The sequence below is a fragment of the Paramixta manurensis genome (assembly GCF_013285385.1).
GTDB lineage: Bacteria > Pseudomonadota > Gammaproteobacteria > Enterobacterales > Enterobacteriaceae > Paramixta > Paramixta manurensis.
Genome location: NZ_CP054212.1, coordinates 2,459,713 through 2,476,875 on the forward strand (window position 1 = coordinate 2,459,713; position 17,163 = coordinate 2,476,875).

A 17,163-nucleotide genomic window follows, 5' to 3' on the forward strand; every position below is an offset into this window, starting at 1 on the left:
GAATAAGAAGCGAATGACTATAACTACTATATCATTTTATGCTGCTATGAATAGCATTTTGATATAAGCAAAATGAACGGACCGAGTGGGTCGGTCCGTAATCTGGAACTATTTAGTGGTAACAGCCCATTTACCATCGACATAAAATGCCGACCAGCCGGTTGCCTTACCCTCTTTTTCCGAGCTGACATACTGCTGTTTGGTTTTACGGCTGAAACGAACCAACGTTTTGTTGCCTTGATCATCCATCGCTGGCGCATCAGCCAGGTAGCGTAGTTTTTCCGGCAAACGATCTTTAAAGCGTTGCAACTCTTCTACTAATGGCGCACGCGTTTCACGTGATTTCGGGAACGTATTCGCCGCAAGGAACACGCCAGCCGCGCCGTCACGCAGCACAAAATAAGCGTCTGATTTTTCACACGGCAATTCCGGCAACGGAACCGGATCTTCTTTCGGCGGCGCCACTTCACCATTGCGTAAAATTTTGCGCGTGTTCTTACACTCATCGTTGGTACACGCCATGTATTTCCCGAAGCGCCCCATTTTCAGGTGCATTTCAGAACCACATTTTTCACACTCAACGATCGGGCCATCGTAACCTTTAATGCGGAACTCGCCCTGCTCGATCTCATAGCCATCACAGCCGGGATTATTACCGCAGACATGTAACTTACGCTGATTATCGATCAGGTAACTGTCCATTGCGGTACCGCATTTCTTACAGCGGTGGCGGGCGCGCAAGGCATTGGTTTCCGCATCATCGCCTTCCAGTACATTCAGTACTTCATTTTCAGGAATTAGATTAATGGTCTGCTTACAACGCTCTTTAGGCGGCAAGGCGTACCCGGAACAACCGAGGAAAACGCCGGTGCTGGCGGTGCGAATACCCATCTTGCGTCCGCAGGTCGGACAATCAATAGAGGTCATTACCATCGGGTTCGGCTGCATGCCGCCCTCTTCCGGATCTTTTTCCGCCTGGCCCAGTTGTTGACTGAAATCCGTGAAAAAGTGATCCAGAACGCCCTTCCATTCCGCCTGGTTATTGGCAACCTGATCGAGGCTGTCCTCCATGTGGGCGGTAAAATCGTAATTCATCAATTCCCGGAAATTTTCTTCCAGACGATCGGTAACGATTTCCCCCATTTTCTCGGCATAAAAGCGGCGGTTTTCCACCTGTACATAGCCGCGATCCTGGATGGTAGAAATAATCGAAGCATAAGTTGAAGGACGACCAATGCCGCGTTTTTCTAACTCGCGCACCAACGATGCTTCGCTGAAGCGGGCGGGCGGTTTGGTGAAGTGCTGGCTTGGCACCAATTGCTGCAATGCAAGCTCTTCACCAACGTTAACCGGCGGCAAGGTGCGATCTTCATCGCCTTTACGCAAGGCGGGCATAACTTTCGTCCAGCCATCAAAGCGCAGCGTCCGCCCCTTGGCTTTTAACTTAAAGTCACCGGCCTCTACCGTTAACGTGGTCGAATCATATTGCGCAGGCACCATTTGGCAAGCGACAAACTGACGCCAGATTAGCTGATACAGCTTCTGCGCATCAGCTTCCATATCCTTTAATTTTTCCGCCTGAACACTCACATCAGACGGACGAATCGCTTCATGCGCTTCCTGAGAGTTATCTTTGCTGGCATAGACATTCGGCGCTTTTGGCAAATATTTTGCGCCGAAGCTGTCGTCGATATAATCACGCACCATCTTCACCGCATCCTGGCTCAGGTTGGTTGAATCGGTACGCATATAGGTGATGTGCCCCGCCTCATACAGACGTTGCGCCATCATCATGGTTTTTTTCACGCCGAAGCCCAAACGGGTACTGGCCGCTTGCTGCAATGTCGAGGTAATAAATGGCGCGCCAGGCTTACTACTGGTCGGTTTATCTTCGCGTTCCAGCACCGAAAAACGGGCTTTCTCAAGCTCGGAAACCGCCGCCTGGGTTTGCTCGCCATTAACCGGCCGGAACGGTTTGTCACCCCGGTGCGTGACCTGCATCGGCAAATCACTGCCTTTGGGCGTGGTGAGAGCTGCATCCAGTTCCCAATACTCTTCGGGAACAAACGCTTTAATTTCGCGCTCGCGCTCCACTACCAGCCGCACCGCGACCGATTGAACACGCCCCGCCGACAACCCGCGCGCAATCTTTTTCCACAATAGCGGCGACACCATATAGCCCACCACGCGGTCCATAAAGCGACGCGCCTGCTGTGCATTAACACGGTCGATATTCAGTTCACCCGGCTTCTCAAATGCCTGGCGAATAGCGTTTTTGGTGATTTCATTGAACACCACGCGGCTAAAGCGCGAGTCATCGCCACCAATCACTTCCCGCAGGTGCCATGCAATGGCTTCCCCTTCGCGGTCAAGGTCAGTCGCGAGATAAATGTGGTCGGCATTCTGTGCCAGACTTTTTAGCTCGGAAACCACTTTCTCTTTGCCGGGCAGAATTTGATAATCGGCCTGCCAGCCATGCCAGGGATCGACGCCCATACGGCTAACCAGAGCCGTTTTTTCGTCTTTCTTTTTTCCCTTACTGCCGGTTTTACTGGTTGTAGAGTCAGCGCTCTTTTTAACCGTTGAGCCACTGGTCGGCAAATCCCGTATGTGACCGACGCTGGACTTCACCACGTAGTCATTACCAAGATATTTATTGATTGTTTTGGCCTTTGCCGGGGACTCAACTATTACGAGAGCTTTACCCATATTTACCTTTACCTAATGAATACTTCCGGATGTAAGTTTCGGCATTTTCCGACCTCGTCAGACAGCCGATGTTTATATTGCAGCGATAGAGGGAAAATTCAACCTCACAACTCAACGCTGGCAACACTCTGCTCCTAAAAACGTCAACCTACTGATTAAAAGCATCTTTTATCACTGTTTTAACGCTTACTGACGCAGCCGCAAATGCATTTTTACGCCCGAAACCAGAAACGCCCACACTGTACCTGATAAAATCTGTTACGCAACTTAATTAGCATCCCGTACCGTTTTCCGCCACCCGCTATCGTTTCGAAGACAACGAAAAACCTTACCCGGTTATTTGCCGCCGGGTATATTCGGCCAGTAATATAGAAGAGAATGGAAGTCTGTCAAACGAGGTTAAATTATGTACAACGAAACGGATGCGATTGCGCCTGATGCATTACTGGAAAAAGCCAATGCTTTAATCCGCGAGCATGATGATTATTTTGCCGGTTTGGAAGCGACGGCGGTTGAACAAAACGGCAATCTGTTAATTTTCCGCGGGAACTACTTTTTGGATGAGAACGGCTTGCCGACATCGAAAAGCACCGCCGTTTTTAACGTGTTTAAATTTTTGACTGTTGAGCTATCGGCCAAATACCATCTGCTTGATTAACGCCCGGTCTGGCCGGGCGTTTCACGATCACAACAGCGGTTTTTCGCCGCGCTGCCAAAGCTTGAGAAACAGGCGCTCGGCACTGGCCGCAGCGCTCTGGGTAAAGCGATCCATCATTTTCTTACGTCGCGCGTAACGCACGCCAATAACCTGGTATTTACCCATTTCGGCGATAATCAGATCGTCGCTGGTGCCAATGCTATCAATCAACCCTTTTTCCAGCGCTTGAGTACCAAACCAATGCTCGCCGGTCGCTACCGCGTCAATATCCAGCGACGGGCGCATTTCATGCACAAAATGTTTAAACAGGCCGTGCGTCTCATTAAGATCTTCACGAAACTTTTCGCGCCCCTGTTCGGTATTTTCCCCAAACAGTGTGAGCGTGCGTTTGTATTCGCCCGCAGTATGCAACTCCATATCAATATCATTACGCTTCAGCAGACGGTTAAAGTTAGGGATCTGCGCCACCACGCCAATCGAACCGATGATGGAGAACGGCGCAGCAACAATACGATCGGCAACACACGCCATCATATACCCACCGCTTGCCGCCACTTTATCCACCGCGACGGTTAAACGAATCCCCTTTTGGCGCAAGCGCTGTAGTTGTGATGCGGCTAACCCGTAACCATGAACCACGCCACCAGGACTTTCCAGCCGCAGCAACACTTCATCACGCGCCGTTGCCACCGCCATCACGGCGGAAATCTCCTCGCGCAATGAAACGACTTCGCCGGCATCCATGCTGCCTTTAAAGTCCAGCACGTATAAAGTCGCTTTATCCTCTTCCGCTTTCAGCCCCTGTTTCGCGCGCTGTTTCGCCGCCTTCGCCTCTTGTTTATCTTTTTTCTTTTGCGCCTTATGCCACAACTTTTGATCCTGATGCTTCATTTTCGCCAGCATCATGTTGTCTTTCATGTCTTGGTAGCTTTCATTTAACTGCGTCAGCTTTAACTGGCCGCTTTGACCACGTCTGCGTTGCGCCACGTTGACGATAATCAACGCGATGGCGGCAATCGCCACCACCACCGTGACGGTTTTCGCCAAAAACAATCCATACCCGTAGAGTAAGTCCACTCAACCCGCCTTATTTAACATAGCATTAGAGAATAAAGCTTAGTTTAACCGAGTCCCCGGTCTTCGTCGCCTGGTTACATTGCCATACCGCTCGAATTGCGCCTTGTTAACATTGAACTACCCGGTTTTTTGGTGCATAAAGCACAGTATTCTGTTCGCACAAAGCTAACATCACATTAGCAAAGCTATTTGTGCCCACTATCGCCAGAGGAATACGTTGTGCATTACCAACCAAAAAGCTCCCTACTTGAGAACCGTATCATCCTGGTCACCGGCGCTAGCGACGGCATTGGTCGCGAGGCGGCATTAACCTATGCGCGTTTTGGCGCTACCGTGATCTTACTGGGTCGTAACGAAGAAAAACTCCGCCTGGTCTGTGATGAAATTGCGCAGTTGGGTAAACAAAATGCCCGTTGGTTTCTGCATGATCTCGACCAGGCAACGCCTGAAGAGGCGCATCAACTCGCCGCCCGTATCGCTGAGCAGTACCCTCGGCTGGATGGCGTACTACACAATGCAGGCGTGCTCGGTGAAATTGTCCCGATGGCCGAGCTTTCTACCGCAGTTTGGCAACAGGTGATGCGAGTTAATGTCGATGCCACTTTTTTCCTGACTCAGGCGCTGCTACCGCTGTTACTAAAATCTGATGCCGGTTCACTGGTCTTTACCAGTTCGAGCGTAGGCCGCGAGGGACGAGCCGGCTGGGGAGCTTATGCTACGTCAAAATTCGCGACTGAAGGGATGATGCAAGTGCTGGCCGATGAGTATAAAAGTAAAAATCTGCGGGTGAACTGTATTAATCCTGGCGGCACCCGCACCAAAATGCGCGCCAGCGCGTTCCCGGCGGAAGACGCCGCCAAATTGAAAACACCGGCCGATATTATGCCGCTTTATCTCTACCTGATGGGCGATGACAGTCGCCGGAAAACCGGTATCAGTTTTGATGCGCAACCAGGACGTAAACCAGGGCCGGCAGAATAATGGACGACCGTCATCAACAACGTCAGCAACGGCTGAAAGAACAGGTTGACGCGCGCATCGCCGCCGCCACCGATACGCGCGGGATTTTGATGGTTTTCACCGGCAATGGCAAAGGGAAAACAACGGCGGCTTTCGGCACCGCCACGCGGGCGGTCGGTCATCAAAAACGCGTCGGCGTGATCCAGTTTATTAAAGGAGAGTGGCCAAATGGAGAACGCAACCTGCTGGAGCCGCAAGGCGTAGAGTTTCAGGTAATGGCGACCGGCTTCACATGGGAGACACAAAGTCGTGAGACCGATTCTCGCGCCTGCCTCGCGGTGTGGGAGCATGCACAACGGATGCTAGCCGATGCTTCGCTCGATCTGGTTATCCTTGACGAGTTAACCTATATGGTGAGTTTTGATTATTTACCGCTGGTGCAGGTACTACAGGCGCTACGCGCCAGGCCAACTCACCAAAGTGTGATTATTACCGGGCGAGGATGCCATCGAGAGATTTTAGAGCTGGCAGATACGGTGAGCGAAATGCGCCCGGTAAAACATGCTTTCGATGCCGGTATCCAGGCTCAACAAGGTATCGATTGGTAGCAAAAAGGCATCCTTCCGGATGCCTTTTTATCAGGTTGCTTAGCGTTTGCCGCTTTTCGCCTGCCCTGCATTACGCGTTGGCTTAGTCGTCCGGCGGCTACCGCTGACTTGCGTATGGCGTTTGACGGCCCGGCGGATTTGGTTCGCTTTTGTACGACGACGATCTTTCTCAACCGGCACCTTACTGACAGTTTCCGGCGGCAAGCCCACCAATTCACGCAAATAGTTGGTCGGCTCTAAATCCAGTTCGGTCCAGCCGCCGCGCGGCAAGCCTTTCGGCAACGGAATATCGCCATAACGCACGCGAATCAATCGACTAACCTGGACGCCAACCGCTTCCCACAGACGACGCACTTCGCGATTGCGCCCCTCGGTCAGGGTCACGTTATACCACTGGTTGATGCCTTCACCACCGGTAAATTTGATGGTTTTAAATGACGCCGGGCCATCTTCTAACTGCACGCCACGGCTCAACTGACGAATTTTATCTTCATCGATTTGACCGAATACCCGCACCGCGTACTCCCTCTCAACTTCACGGCTCGGGTGCATCAAACGGTTAGCCAATTCACCATCGGTAGTAAATAACAGCAGACCACAGGTATTGACGTCCAACCGTCCTACCGCAATCCACCGCGCGCCACGCAAACGTGGCAGGCGATCAAACACGGTTGGCCGGCCTTCCGGATCATTACGCGTACACAGTTCGCCTTCCGGTTTGTAGTACGCCAGTACGCGACAGACTTCGGTCGCGGACTCATTAATCGAAACGATGTGCCCATCAATACGGATCTTAAGGGACTTATCCAGTTCAACGCGATCGCCAAGCGTCGCCAGTTTCCCGTCGATGCTGACCCTTCCTGCTGAAATCAGCGTTTCGATCTCACGACGCGAGCCATGACCGGCTCGCGCTAAAACTTTCTGTAACTTTTCGCTCATGGAGCTGCCTCGCTGTCGCCTTCACAGGCGTCGTTGGTATTGCAGTATTCAGTCATGGCCTGGCAAGCCCTAACCTAATAATTTCTCTCACAATTAATAAAATGTTGCGCGTTAAAATCACGCCAACGTTAAATGTGGGCCGGGTAGTATACATTAACTTACGCCTAATGTTTCGCTTAACGTAAGGCAAACTGATAATTAGTCGGCGCTCCCCCATAGCCGCAACAGGGTTCTCTTCCCGTTCGCTCAGCACCAACACACACCGCTGGTTGTTATCACTTAGATAAAACCTTTTTAAATTATTTTATCTCGACTTAACGCCAGGGCTAAGAAAGTAATAAAACATTATCATCAAATTAACAGACGTATTTAATCTCAGGTTGGTTTACCGCTCTAATATAAGAATTATTGAATTTTTTACTGATCAAGATCTTTGTTTCACGGACGATACTGTGTAATATTTGCGCAAAAAATAGGTACCCACCAAAAATACGATAACAACGTTCCACAATAAACCGTGTTCTCGCTCTGCGAGATTGTTTAGCATTACTGAAAAAAATAAACACGCTGATATGAATCAGCGTCACTGTTGCTTTTAAAGCGAATAATTTGCCGGCCACTAATCTTCACCAGGGATTTTCAGGCCTGCAGCGAGAATATGAATCTGATGAAAAAAATCACGTTATTACCAGTGATAGCCGCGCTATTGCTGTCGGGCTGCTCTGTCGGAAAATATGAGTACAGCAGCGAAGCCATGAAGCGGGTTGATATGAACTTTACCGGTATCCCGACCATTCTTGGCCTTGGCACGCTGGGAACCAGCATCCCCATTACACCGGAATACAGCCTTACCGCAGCGCACGTCGCCAAATTTTCGGTGCAACGAGTAAAGGCATACCATCCTTATTGCGACCTCGCGGTTATTTATCATAAAAATGATATCAAGACGTTACCGACATTTCGTACTGGCGAAATTGGCGATGCGGTCAAAATGTATGGCTTTAGTTTTATTTCCGCCATGCCGGTTGAATCTAGCGGTGTGAATTTAGCTCGCACTGGCATCAGTAACGGCTGGAATAAAAAACCGTGCATGGCGATGGCCTCTAATGCTGGCGTGGTGAAAGGGATGTCTGGCGGCGCGGTATATAATAACGATGACACTATTGGTGGTGTGATTGTGGGTTATAGTAGTGCGATAAAAAATACCCACACCGGGAAAACTATCCTAAAGGATGTTTCGCTGTATATTCCCTACGGTGATTTTAAACAGTGGCTGGCGCAGACCACCGCGCCAGCGGCCTAATCCTGGCCGCCTGGTGCGGCAAAGGCCAATTAAAGAAATGGTGTGATATCGCCGACACCTTCACGCACCACCACCGGCGAGTCATCGGTTAAATCAATCACCGTGGTCGGATGTTGGCCCAATGTTCCGCCGTGGATAATTAAATCCACCAGCTTGCCGATACTGTGTTGGATCTCTTCCGGGTCAGCTTCGGTAAAATCATTGCCGGGCAGCATCAGCGATGTCGACATCATCGGTTCGTTGAGTGCTTCCAACAGTGCCAGCGCAATCGGGTTGGAAGGCACACGTAGGCCAATGGTTTTGCGCTTTTCATTCATTAACCGGCGCGGCACTTCTTTGGTGGCTTTCAAAATAAAGGTGTAATTGCCCGGCGTGTTGTTTTTGATCAGGCGAAATGCGCTGTTATCAACATGCGCATAGGTCGACAGCTCAGAGAGATCGCGGCACATCAGGGTAAAATTGTGGTTGCCGTCTAACTGACGAATTTGGCAAATGCGGGCCATCGCATTTTTATCTTCCAAACGGCAACCCAATGCATAGCCGGAATCTGTCGGATAGACAATCACTCCGCCTTTGTTGAGATAATCCACCGCCTGTTTGATCAGACGGGGTTGCGGGTTTTCCGCGTGCATATAAAAAAATTGACTCATAACAAACCTCGTGTCGCCTTTTCGCTTTAAAAGCGTTAGTCAGCCAGGTGCGGAAACCGCGTCCAGATAGCTTCTACGCCGCCGGGTAGCCAAAGTTTTCTACCCAACTCAATCCACGAACAGGGCTGATGAAAATCGGAACCTTGTGATGCCGCCAGACCGTAATCTTGCGCGTAGCGCCCGAGTTGGCTGCGTTCATTAGGCGCTTGCTGGCACTGCGCCACCTCCATCGCATCACCGCCGCCTTCGGTAAACACGGCAATCAGGCGTTTCAGCCATTTAGCCGACAAGTCATAACGTCCGGGATGCGCCAGCACTGCACGACCACCAGAATGGTGAATAGCATCAATAGCTTGTTCTATTGTACACCACTGGGGCGGGACATAACCGGTTTTACCGCGCGCGAGGAAACGTTTAAACACCTGCGCCATATTTTCCGCTTTGCCTTGTTCAACTAAAAAACGCGCAAAATGACCACGCGTTACCGCTCCGCCCTGAGCCAACCGCAGCGCCCCTGCCAACGCCCCCGGAATATGTGCCTTTTCCAGGCGCTCAGCGATGAGTTGCGCGCGCGCCATGCGGCGTTCAGCCTGATCGCTAAGGAAATCAATCAATGCCGGTTGCTGCGGGTTAATGCCGAGCCCAACAATATGGATTTCATGGTTTTCCCATAGGGTTGAGATTTCTACGCCATTGATTAAACGCAAGGACAATTGATGGCGCGCAATGGCCTCGTGTGCCGCAGCAAGGCCTGCGGTCGTATCATGATCGGTGATCGCCAGAACACCAACGCGCTGTTCAACCGCCCGCAAGACTAGCGCCTCCGGGGTTAGCCGCCCATCTGAAGCGATAGTGTGACTATGAAGATCGTACAGAGGAAAATTACTTAACGGCGTCGTGTTACTCACACCTGCTCCGGCAGTCAGGAAATCATGCGGCATGATAGCGAGATTTTCGCCGAAGAGAAAAAAAGAGTATTGACTTTTTTGCTACGAACCAGTTAACTAGTACGCAAGTTCACACACTGAGGTTGAGAGCATGACGAGTAATAATACGCTGATGAAAGGTTGGTGGCGCACTTCTCCCTATTAGGGCGACGTCGTCATGCACCTGCGTATAACCGAAGTGCTGAGACCTGAGCCCGCTAAAGCGGGCTTTTTTTTGAGCGAAATTTAGAGAAAACATCATGCCAATTGCGAAACCTACATTGAAGTTGATTACCGGCAACGCGCCTTATCGCGAAGATCCGGCCGCGGTGTTTCATCAATTATGCGGCGCACGCCCGGCGACTCTGTTACTTGAATCCGCCGATATTGACAGCAAGCGTAACCTGAAAAGCTTGCTGATTGTCGATAGCGCGCTGCGCATTACCGCGTTGGATAACAAAGTCACCCTGCAGGCACTGTCGGAAAACGGGCGCAATCTGCTGCCGCTGCTGGACCAGGCGTTACCGGCTGAGGTAGAAAACCTGCCGCGTCCGGACGGCCGGGAATTAACCTTCCCGCAGACCGAAGCCTTACAGGATGAGGATTCTCGCCTGAAGTCACTGTCAGTATTCGATGCATTGCGCCTGATCCCACAACTGCTTAATACGCCGGAAGAAGAACGCGAGGCAATGTTACTGGGCGGCCTCTTCGCCTATGATTTGGTTGCCGGTTTTGAGCCATTACCCGAAGTGAAAAACGAGCAGCGCTGCCCGGATTACTGTTTCTATCTCGCCGAAACCTTATTGGTGCTCGATCACCAAACGCAGAGCGCACGCTTACAAGCGAGCCTGTTTGCTCCCTCAACCAGCGAGTTTCAGCGTTTACAGAGCCGCATTAAACAGTTGCACGATCAAATGTTGCAACCGGCACAGCCGCTGCCGGTGCAGAAAGTCGAGCAGATGGCGTTGAGCTGCAATCAGAGTGATGAAGAGTATTGTGAAGTTGTGCGTACCATGCAGTCCGCCATCCGCATTGGTGAGATTTTCCAAGTGGTGCCCTCACGTCGTTTCTCATTACCCTGCCCATCGCCGCTGGCCGCCTATGACACCTTAAAAACCAGCAACCCAAGCCCCTACATGTTTTTTATGCAGGACCAGGATTTCAGCCTGTTTGGCGCCTCGCCGGAAAGCTCGCTGAAATATGAATCCCTCCAGCGTCAGATTGAAATCTATCCGATCGCCGGTACACGCCCGCGTGGACGCCACGCTGATGGCTCGCTAGATCGCGATCTCGACAGCCGCATTGAACTTGAGATGCGTACCGATCACAAAGAGCTGGCGGAGCACCTGATGCTGGTTGATTTGGCGCGCAACGACTTAGCGCGCATCTGCCAGCCGGGTAGCCGTTACGTGGCCGATTTAACCAAAGTGGATCGTTACTCTTTTGTCATGCACTTGGTCTCACGGGTGGTTGGCAAACTGCGTGAAGACCTCGACGTGCTGCATGCTTATCGCGCCTGTATGAATATGGGCACGCTAAGCGGCGCGCCAAAAGTACGCGCAATGCAACTGATCGCCGGAGCGGAAAAAACACGCCGTGGTAGCTACGGCGGCGCGGTGGGATATTTTACCGCGCAAGGTGATTTGGATACTTGCATCGTGATCCGCTCGGCATACGTCGAAGACGGCGTTGCTACGGTTCAAGCCGGTGCCGGCGTGGTGCTGGACTCAAACCCTCAGGCGGAAGCGGATGAAAGCCGCAACAAAGCCCGCGCGGTACTGCGCGCAATTGCTACCGCTCATCATTGCACGGAGATTTTCTGATGGCCGATATCCTGTTGCTCGACAATATCGATTCATTTACCTGGAACCTCGTCGACCAGTTACGCGCCTTTGGCCACAACGTGGTGATTTATCGTAATAACGTTCCGGCCGATGCGCTGATTGAGCGCTTACAGGAAATGGAAAATCCACTCCTGATGCTCTCACCCGGCCCAGGCGCCCCTTCTGAGGCGGGCTGTATGCCTGAGTTACTACAACGCTTACGCGGACGTCTACCGATTGTCGGTATCTGCCTCGGACACCAGGCGATTGTCGAAGCCTATGGCGGTTACGTTGGTCAGGCAGGTGAAATTCTCCACGGCAAAGCGTCATCCATTTCCCACGATGGTGAAGCGATGTTTGCCGGATTGAGTAATCCACTGCCGGTGGCGCGTTATCACTCGTTGGTTGGCAGCAATACTCCGGACGAACTGACGATTAACGCCACCTTTAACGGCATGGTGATGGCGGTGCGCCACGATGCCGATCGGGTGTGTGGTTTTCAATTCCATCCGGAGTCCATCCTGACCTCACAGGGTGCGCGGTTACTTGAACAAACTCTGGCCTGGGCGCTGGCTTAATTATCGGGAGATCAGGATGCAACACATATTGGAGAAGCTTTACCAGGCGCAGACGCTAACACAGGCGGAAAGCCACCAACTGTTCAGCGCGATTATTACCGGGCAACTCGAACCCACCCAGCTGGCTGCCGCATTGATTGCTATGAAGGTGCGTGGCGAACGACCAGAAGAGATTGCCGGCGCGGCAACCGCGTTGTTGGAAGATGCGAAACCTTTTCCGCGCCCTGAATACGCGTTTGCCGATATTGTCGGTACCGGCGGCGACGGCAGCAACAGTATCAATATTTCTACCGCCAGCGCCTTTGTTGCCGCGACCTGCGGCCTGAAAGTCGCCAAACACGGTAACCGTAGCGTCTCAAGCAAATCCGGCTCTTCCGATCTGCTGGCCGCTTTTGGTATTAGTCTTGATTTACCGGCGCAGCAAGCACGTAACGCGTTGGATGAGTTAAATGTCTGCTTCCTGTTCGCGCCGCAGTATCACAGTGGATTCCGTCATGCGATGCCGGTGCGCCAACAGTTGAAAACCCGTACGCTTTTTAATGTGCTGGGGCCATTAATCAATCCGGCACGTCCACCGCTGGCGGTAATCGGCGTCTACAGCCCGGAACTGGTGCTACCGGTAGCGGAAACGCTGCGCGTACTTGGCTACCAACGTGCGGCGGTGGTTCACGGCGGCGGTATGGATGAAGTGGCCTTACACAGCGCCACGCATGTCGCAGAACTGCGCGATGGTGAAGTGACCAGCTATCAATTAACGCCGGAAGACTTCGGGCTGAACTTCCATCCGAAAGAGGCGCTGGCAGGCGGCTCACCGGAAGAAAACCGTGACATTTTAACTCGATTACTTCAGGGTAATGGCGAACGCGCCCATGAAGAAGCGGTCGCCATCAACGTTGCTATGCTGCTAAAAATATTCGGCAATGAAGACTTGCGCGACAACGCTCAGCGGGCACTGAATGCTATACGCAGTGGCCAGGCCTATGAACGTGTTGTGGCTTTAGCCGCGAGAGGATAATCATGCAAGAAACTGTACTGAATAAAATCGTTAGAGATAAAGCCGTATGGGTCGAAGCCCGTAAGGCGCAACAACCGCTCGCCACTTTTCAGAATGAGGTAAAACCCGCAACGCGTAGTTTTTATGACGCGTTGCAAGGCACGCGCACCGTGTTCATTCTGGAATGCAAAAAGGCCTCGCCCTCAAAGGGGCTGATCCGGGAAGATTTCGATCCGGCAACCATCGCCGGTGTTTACAAAGATTACGCTTCGGCAGTCTCAGTGCTGACCGATGAGAAGTATTTTCAGGGTAGCTTTGATTTTCTGCCAGTGGTGAGCGCCGTGCTGACGCAGCCGGTACTCTGCAAAGACTTTATTATCGACCCTTATCAAATTCATTTGGCGCGTTTTTATCAGGCCGACGCGATTTTGTTAATGCTTTCCGTGCTGGACGATGCGCAATATCGTCAATTGGCGGCCGTTGCCCACAGCCTCAATATGGGTGTGTTGACTGAGGTCAGTACCGAAGATGAGCTAGAGCGTGCGATTGCGTTGGAAGCAAAAGTGGTGGGTATTAATAACCGTGATCTACGCGATCTCTCGATTGACTTGAACCGTACCCGGCAGTTAGCGCCTCGTCTGACTCACGGCGTGACGGTGATTAGTGAGTCAGGAATTAATAACTATGCGCAAATCCGCGAGTTAAGCCACTTTGCCAATGGTTTTCTGATTGGTTCCGCTCTAATGGCGGAAGAGGATCTTAACGCCGCCGTGCGCCGTGTAATATTGGGCGATAATAAAGTCTGTGGTTTAACCCGTGCGGAAGATGCCCGCGCGGCCCATCAGGCTGGCGCTATCTTTGGTGGCCTGATTTTTGCCGATGGCTCGCCGCGCCGCATTGATATTGAGCAGGCCAAATCGCTGATGGTTGCCGCACCGCTCAAGTATGTGGGTGTGTTCCGCAATCACGATCTCCGTGACGTTGTCACTCATGTGAATACGCTGGCGCTGCACGCTGTACAGTTACACGGTGATGAAGATCAGGAGTACGTCAACGCACTCCGCGCAGCGTTACCCACGCAGACACAAATCTGGAAAGCGCTAAGCGTTGCCGAACAGTTGCCGCCCCGCGATTGGCAGAATGTTGACCGCTATGTCTTTGACCAAGGGAGTGGTGGCAGCGGCAAGCGCTTTGACTGGTCGCTACTACAGGGCCAAGACCTGAACAATGTTCTGCTAGCGGGGGGGTTGAGCGCCGATAATTGCGTCGAAGCCGCGCGTCTCGGCTGTGCCGGTCTTGATTTTAATTCCGGCGTCGAAAGTGCGCCGGGCATCAAAGATGCCGAGAAAATCGCGGCGGTGTTCCGCACCTTGCGCGCCTACTGATTTTTACGAGCCCGGATAACCGGCTCCCTGTAATAAAGAGAATACGCATGACTTTATTAAATCCTTTTTTCGGTGAGTTTGGCGGTATGTACGTGCCGCAGATCCTGATGCCGGCCCTGCGTCAATTGGAAGAAGCGTTCGTTAGCGCTCAGCGCGATCCGGAATTCCAGGCGCAGTTCACTGATTTACTGCAGAACTATGCCGGGCGTCCTACCGCCCTAACCTTGTGCCAGAACCTGACTAAAGGTACGAGTACTCGTCTCTATCTGAAGCGTGAGGATCTTCTTCACGGCGGCGCGCACAAAACCAATCAGGTATTGGGGCAAGCGTTGCTGGCGAAGCGGATGGGTAAAACGGAAATTATCGCCGAGACCGGCGCGGGTCAACATGGCGTCGCGTCGGCGCTCGCCAGCGCTCTGCTCGGTCTGAAATGCCGCATCTATATGGGCGCTAAAGATATTGAGCGTCAATCGCCGAACGTTTTTCGGATGCGTTTAATGGGTGCCGAAGTGATCCCGGTACACAGCGGCTCCTCTACGCTGAAAGATGCCTGTAATGAAGCGCTGCGCGACTGGTCAGGTAGTTACGAAACCGCGCACTACATGCTCGGCACCGCGGCAGGTCCGCATCCATATCCTACTATTGTGCGCGAATTCCAACGCATGATTGGCGAAGAGACTAAGGCGCAAATCCTGGAGCGCGAAGGCCGTTTACCGGACGCGGTTATTGCCTGCGTTGGCGGCGGTTCAAACGCGATTGGGATGTTTGCCGATTTTATTGAAGACGAATCCGTTGGGCTGATCGGCGTCGAGCCCGCCGGGCATGGTATTGAAACCGGTGAACACGGCGCGCCATTGAAACATGGTCGCGTGGGGATCTATTTCGGGATGAAAGCGCCGATGATGCAGACCGAAGAGGGGCAGATTGAGGAGTCCTACTCAATTTCCGCCGGGCTCGACTTCCCGTCCGTTGGTCCACAGCATGCGTATCTGAATAGCATTGGTCGCGCGGAATATGTCTCGATTACCGATAACGAAGCCATTGAAGCGTTTAAAACCCTGTGCCGTGCCGAAGGGATTATTCCGGCGTTGGAATCCTCACACGCGTTAGCCCATGCGCTAAAAATGATTGCTGAAAACCCGGAAAAAGAGCAGCTACTGGTGGTGAATCTCTCGGGCCGCGGTGATAAAGATATTTTTACCGTTCACGATATTTTAAAAGCGAAGGGAGAAATCTGATGGAACGTTATCAGCAACTGTTTACTCGCCTTGAAGCGAAGAAAGAAGGCGCGTTTGTTCCCTTTGTCACGCTGGGCGATCCCTCTCCCGAACTGTCGCTAAAAATTATCGATACGCTGGTCGCCGCAGGCGCTGATGCATTGGAGCTGGGTATTCCGTTCTCCGATCCGCTGGCCGATGGCCCGACCATTCAGGGCGCTAACCTGCGCGCCTTCGCTGCGGGTACCACCACCGCGCAGTGTTTCGAAATGTTGGCCACCATTCGCCAGAAATATCCGGATCTCCCTATTGGGTTGCTGATGTACGCCAACCTGGTGTTTCACAAAGGGATTGATGCGTTCTATGCACGCTGTGCCGAGGCTGGTGTCGATTCAGTACTGGTTGCCGATGCGCCAATCGAAGAGTCAATGCCGTTCCGCCAAGCGGCCATGCGCCACAATATTGCGCCTATTTTCATCTGCCCGCCAAATGCTGATGATAATCTGCTGCGTGAAATTGCATCGCACGGGCGCGGCTATATCTACCTGCTTTCGCGCGCGGGTGTAACCGGTACAGAACAACGCGCCAATCTGCCGCTGAAGCATTTGGTTGACAAACTCAAGGAGTACCATGCTGCGCCGACGCTGCAAGGGTTTGGTATTTCTGAACCTTCGCAGGTAAAAGAGGCGATTGGCGCTGGCGCCGCCGGTGCGATTTCCGGCTCAGCGATCGTAAAAATTATCGAGCAACACCATCATCAACCTGAAATCATGCTGGATAAACTGGCCGGTTTTGTTAGCAGCCTGAAAGCCGCTACGCGTTAATGTTGGATAACGCCTTACTTGCTAAGGCGTTATTTCTCTCCGCTATTTGTACATTTTCCAGCTTTATTCCAGAATTAGAAAGGTTCCGCCGCCGTTGGCGGAATTTTCCATATCGTGACAGGGAGATTAAACAATGAAGTTTTTGAAAGTCCTGACGGGCGTTGTCGCGGCGGCAGTGGTTGCCATGACCCTGAGCGCCTGTGCGCCCACCTCGACCAAAGAAGGCACTGGCGGTTATATTGATGATACGGTGGTGACTACCAAAGTGAAAAGTGAGCTGCTGCGCGATGATTCATTAAAATCAACCGAGATTAATGTTGAAACCTTTAAAGGGCGCGTACAGTTGAGCGGGTTTGTCTCCTCACCGCAGATGGCGAATCGGGCGGTGGAAGTCACACGTGGCGTGGCAGGAGTGAAATCCGTCGTCAATAATATGCAAATAAGATAACGCGTGCGTTAATGATTGAAAGGCCATCTCACCGCGAGATGGCCTTTATTTTTTATTTCATTCA

14 protein-coding genes, 1 pseudogene and 1 other annotated feature are annotated in these 17,163 nt (G+C 52.1%); of the genes and pseudogenes, 10 read left to right on the top strand and 5 right to left on the bottom strand.

Annotated features, from left to right (window positions below):
* Positions 1-108: 108 nt before the first annotated feature.
* Positions 109-2,709 carry a type I DNA topoisomerase gene (gene topA, locus PMPD1_RS11875; RefSeq protein WP_173634237.1) on the bottom strand — a complete coding sequence of 867 codons (2,601 nt, stop codon included), beginning with the start codon at positions 2,707-2,709 and terminating at the stop codon, positions 109-111.
* Positions 2,710-3,115: 406 nt separating this feature from the next.
* Between topA and PMPD1_RS11880 the strand changes: the two genes are divergently transcribed.
* On the top strand, positions 3,116-3,367 hold the full coding sequence (locus tag PMPD1_RS11880; RefSeq protein ID WP_173634238.1) for a DUF2498 family protein: 252 nt from the start codon (positions 3,116-3,118) through the stop codon (positions 3,365-3,367).
* A 27-nt stretch (positions 3,368-3,394) separates the two neighbouring features.
* Here PMPD1_RS11880 and sohB read toward each other — a convergent pair whose 3' ends face one another.
* Positions 3,395-4,444, bottom strand: a complete 1,050-nt coding sequence (sohB, locus tag PMPD1_RS11885) for a protease SohB (protein ID WP_173634239.1) — start codon at positions 4,442-4,444, stop codon at positions 3,395-3,397.
* Positions 4,445-4,663: 219 nt separating this feature from the next.
* Here sohB and PMPD1_RS11890 point away from each other — a divergent pair, with 219 nt between their 5' ends.
* Positions 4,664-5,425, top strand: coding sequence for a YciK family oxidoreductase (locus PMPD1_RS11890; protein ID WP_173634240.1), 762 nt, complete (start codon positions 4,664-4,666; stop codon positions 5,423-5,425).
* Positions 5,425-6,012: a cob(I)yrinic acid a,c-diamide adenosyltransferase gene (cobO, locus tag PMPD1_RS11895; protein ID WP_435529691.1), complete on the top strand. Its 588-nt coding sequence runs from the start codon at positions 5,425-5,427 to the stop codon at positions 6,010-6,012. Before PMPD1_RS11890 ends, cobO begins: the two co-directional genes overlap by 1 nt.
* Positions 6,013-6,051: 39 nt before the next feature.
* Here the strand turns inward: cobO and rluB are convergent, their stop codons facing one another.
* On the bottom strand, positions 6,052-6,951 hold the full coding sequence (rluB, locus tag PMPD1_RS11900) for a 23S rRNA pseudouridine(2605) synthase RluB (protein WP_173634241.1): 900 nt from the start codon (positions 6,949-6,951) through the stop codon (positions 6,052-6,054).
* 667 nt (positions 6,952-7,618) lie between these two features.
* On the opposite strand from rluB, the gene PMPD1_RS11905 reads away from it, so the two are divergent.
* Positions 7,619-8,254 (top strand): serine protease, encoded by a 636-nt coding sequence (locus PMPD1_RS11905; protein WP_173634242.1) that lies wholly within the window; start codon positions 7,619-7,621, stop codon positions 8,252-8,254.
* A 29-nt stretch (positions 8,255-8,283) separates the two neighbouring features.
* Here PMPD1_RS11905 and PMPD1_RS11910 read toward each other — a convergent pair whose 3' ends face one another.
* Positions 8,284-8,904 (bottom strand): L-threonylcarbamoyladenylate synthase, encoded by a 621-nt coding sequence (locus PMPD1_RS11910; protein ID WP_173634243.1) that lies wholly within the window; start codon positions 8,902-8,904, stop codon positions 8,284-8,286.
* Positions 8,905-8,939: 35 nt separating this feature from the next.
* The gene (gene rnm, locus PMPD1_RS11915) at positions 8,940-9,845 is read right to left on the bottom strand and encodes an RNase RNM (RefSeq protein ID WP_173634244.1); all 906 of its coding nucleotides are present in this window, start codon (positions 9,843-9,845) and stop codon (positions 8,940-8,942) included.
* Positions 9,846-9,966: 121 nt separating this feature from the next.
* Positions 9,967-10,067, top strand: a sequence feature (Trp leader region).
* Positions 10,068-10,090: 23 nt separating this feature from the next.
* On the opposite strand from rnm, the gene PMPD1_RS11920 reads away from it, so the two are divergent.
* From PMPD1_RS11920 to PMPD1_RS11950, 6 genes and pseudogenes are all read left to right on the top strand, one after another.
* Entirely contained in the window at positions 10,091-11,653 is a 1,563-nt protein-coding gene (locus PMPD1_RS11920) for an anthranilate synthase component 1 (RefSeq protein ID WP_173634245.1), read from the top strand.
* Positions 11,653-13,246 (top strand): annotated as a pseudogene (trpD, locus tag PMPD1_RS22725) (bifunctional anthranilate synthase glutamate amidotransferase component TrpG/anthranilate phosphoribosyltransferase TrpD). The gene PMPD1_RS11920 and the pseudogene trpD overlap by 1 nt, the downstream one beginning before the upstream one ends.
* Positions 13,247-13,248: 2 nt before the next feature.
* A complete protein-coding gene (gene trpCF, locus PMPD1_RS11935; RefSeq protein WP_173634248.1) occupies positions 13,249-14,610 on the top strand; it encodes a bifunctional indole-3-glycerol-phosphate synthase TrpC/phosphoribosylanthranilate isomerase TrpF in 1,362 nt (453 codons plus the stop codon).
* A gap of 47 nt (positions 14,611-14,657) precedes the next feature.
* Positions 14,658-15,848 (top strand): tryptophan synthase subunit beta, encoded by a 1,191-nt coding sequence (gene trpB / locus PMPD1_RS11940; protein WP_173634249.1) that lies wholly within the window; start codon positions 14,658-14,660, stop codon positions 15,846-15,848.
* Positions 15,848-16,651 (top strand): tryptophan synthase subunit alpha, encoded by an 804-nt coding sequence (gene trpA, locus PMPD1_RS11945; protein WP_173634250.1) that lies wholly within the window; start codon positions 15,848-15,850, stop codon positions 16,649-16,651. The genes trpB and trpA overlap by 1 nt, the downstream gene beginning before the upstream one ends.
* 133 nt (positions 16,652-16,784) lie before the next feature.
* On the top strand, positions 16,785-17,099 hold the full coding sequence (locus tag PMPD1_RS11950; RefSeq protein WP_173634251.1) for a BON domain-containing protein: 315 nt from the start codon (positions 16,785-16,787) through the stop codon (positions 17,097-17,099).
* The last annotated feature ends 64 nt before the right edge of the window (positions 17,100-17,163 follow it).

Bases quoted from the DNA above. Each gene is read 5' to 3' on its own strand.
- topA (WP_173634237.1), bottom strand. From the start codon at position 2,709: ATGGGTAAAGCTCTCGTAATAGTTGAGTCCCCGGCAAAGGCCAAAACA.
- PMPD1_RS11880 (WP_173634238.1), top strand. From the start codon at position 3,116: ATGTACAACGAAACGGATGCGATTGCGCCTGATGCATTACTGGAAAAA.
- cobO (WP_435529691.1), top strand. From the start codon at position 5,425: ATGGACGACCGTCATCAACAACGTCAGCAACGGCTGAAAGAACAGGTT.
- rluB (WP_173634241.1), bottom strand. From the start codon at position 6,951: ATGAGCGAAAAGTTACAGAAAGTTTTAGCGCGAGCCGGTCATGGCTCG.
- PMPD1_RS11905 (WP_173634242.1), top strand. From the start codon at position 7,619: ATGAAAAAAATCACGTTATTACCAGTGATAGCCGCGCTATTGCTGTCG.
- PMPD1_RS11910 (WP_173634243.1), bottom strand. From the start codon at position 8,904: ATGAGTCAATTTTTTTATATGCACGCGGAAAACCCGCAACCCCGTCTG.
- rnm (WP_173634244.1), bottom strand. From the start codon at position 9,845: ATGCCGCATGATTTCCTGACTGCCGGAGCAGGTGTGAGTAACACGACG.
- PMPD1_RS11920 (WP_173634245.1), top strand. From the start codon at position 10,091: ATGCCAATTGCGAAACCTACATTGAAGTTGATTACCGGCAACGCGCCT.
- trpCF (WP_173634248.1), top strand. From the start codon at position 13,249: ATGCAAGAAACTGTACTGAATAAAATCGTTAGAGATAAAGCCGTATGG.
- trpB (WP_173634249.1), top strand. From the start codon at position 14,658: ATGACTTTATTAAATCCTTTTTTCGGTGAGTTTGGCGGTATGTACGTG.
- trpA (WP_173634250.1), top strand. From the start codon at position 15,848: ATGGAACGTTATCAGCAACTGTTTACTCGCCTTGAAGCGAAGAAAGAA.
- PMPD1_RS11950 (WP_173634251.1), top strand. From the start codon at position 16,785: ATGAAGTTTTTGAAAGTCCTGACGGGCGTTGTCGCGGCGGCAGTGGTT.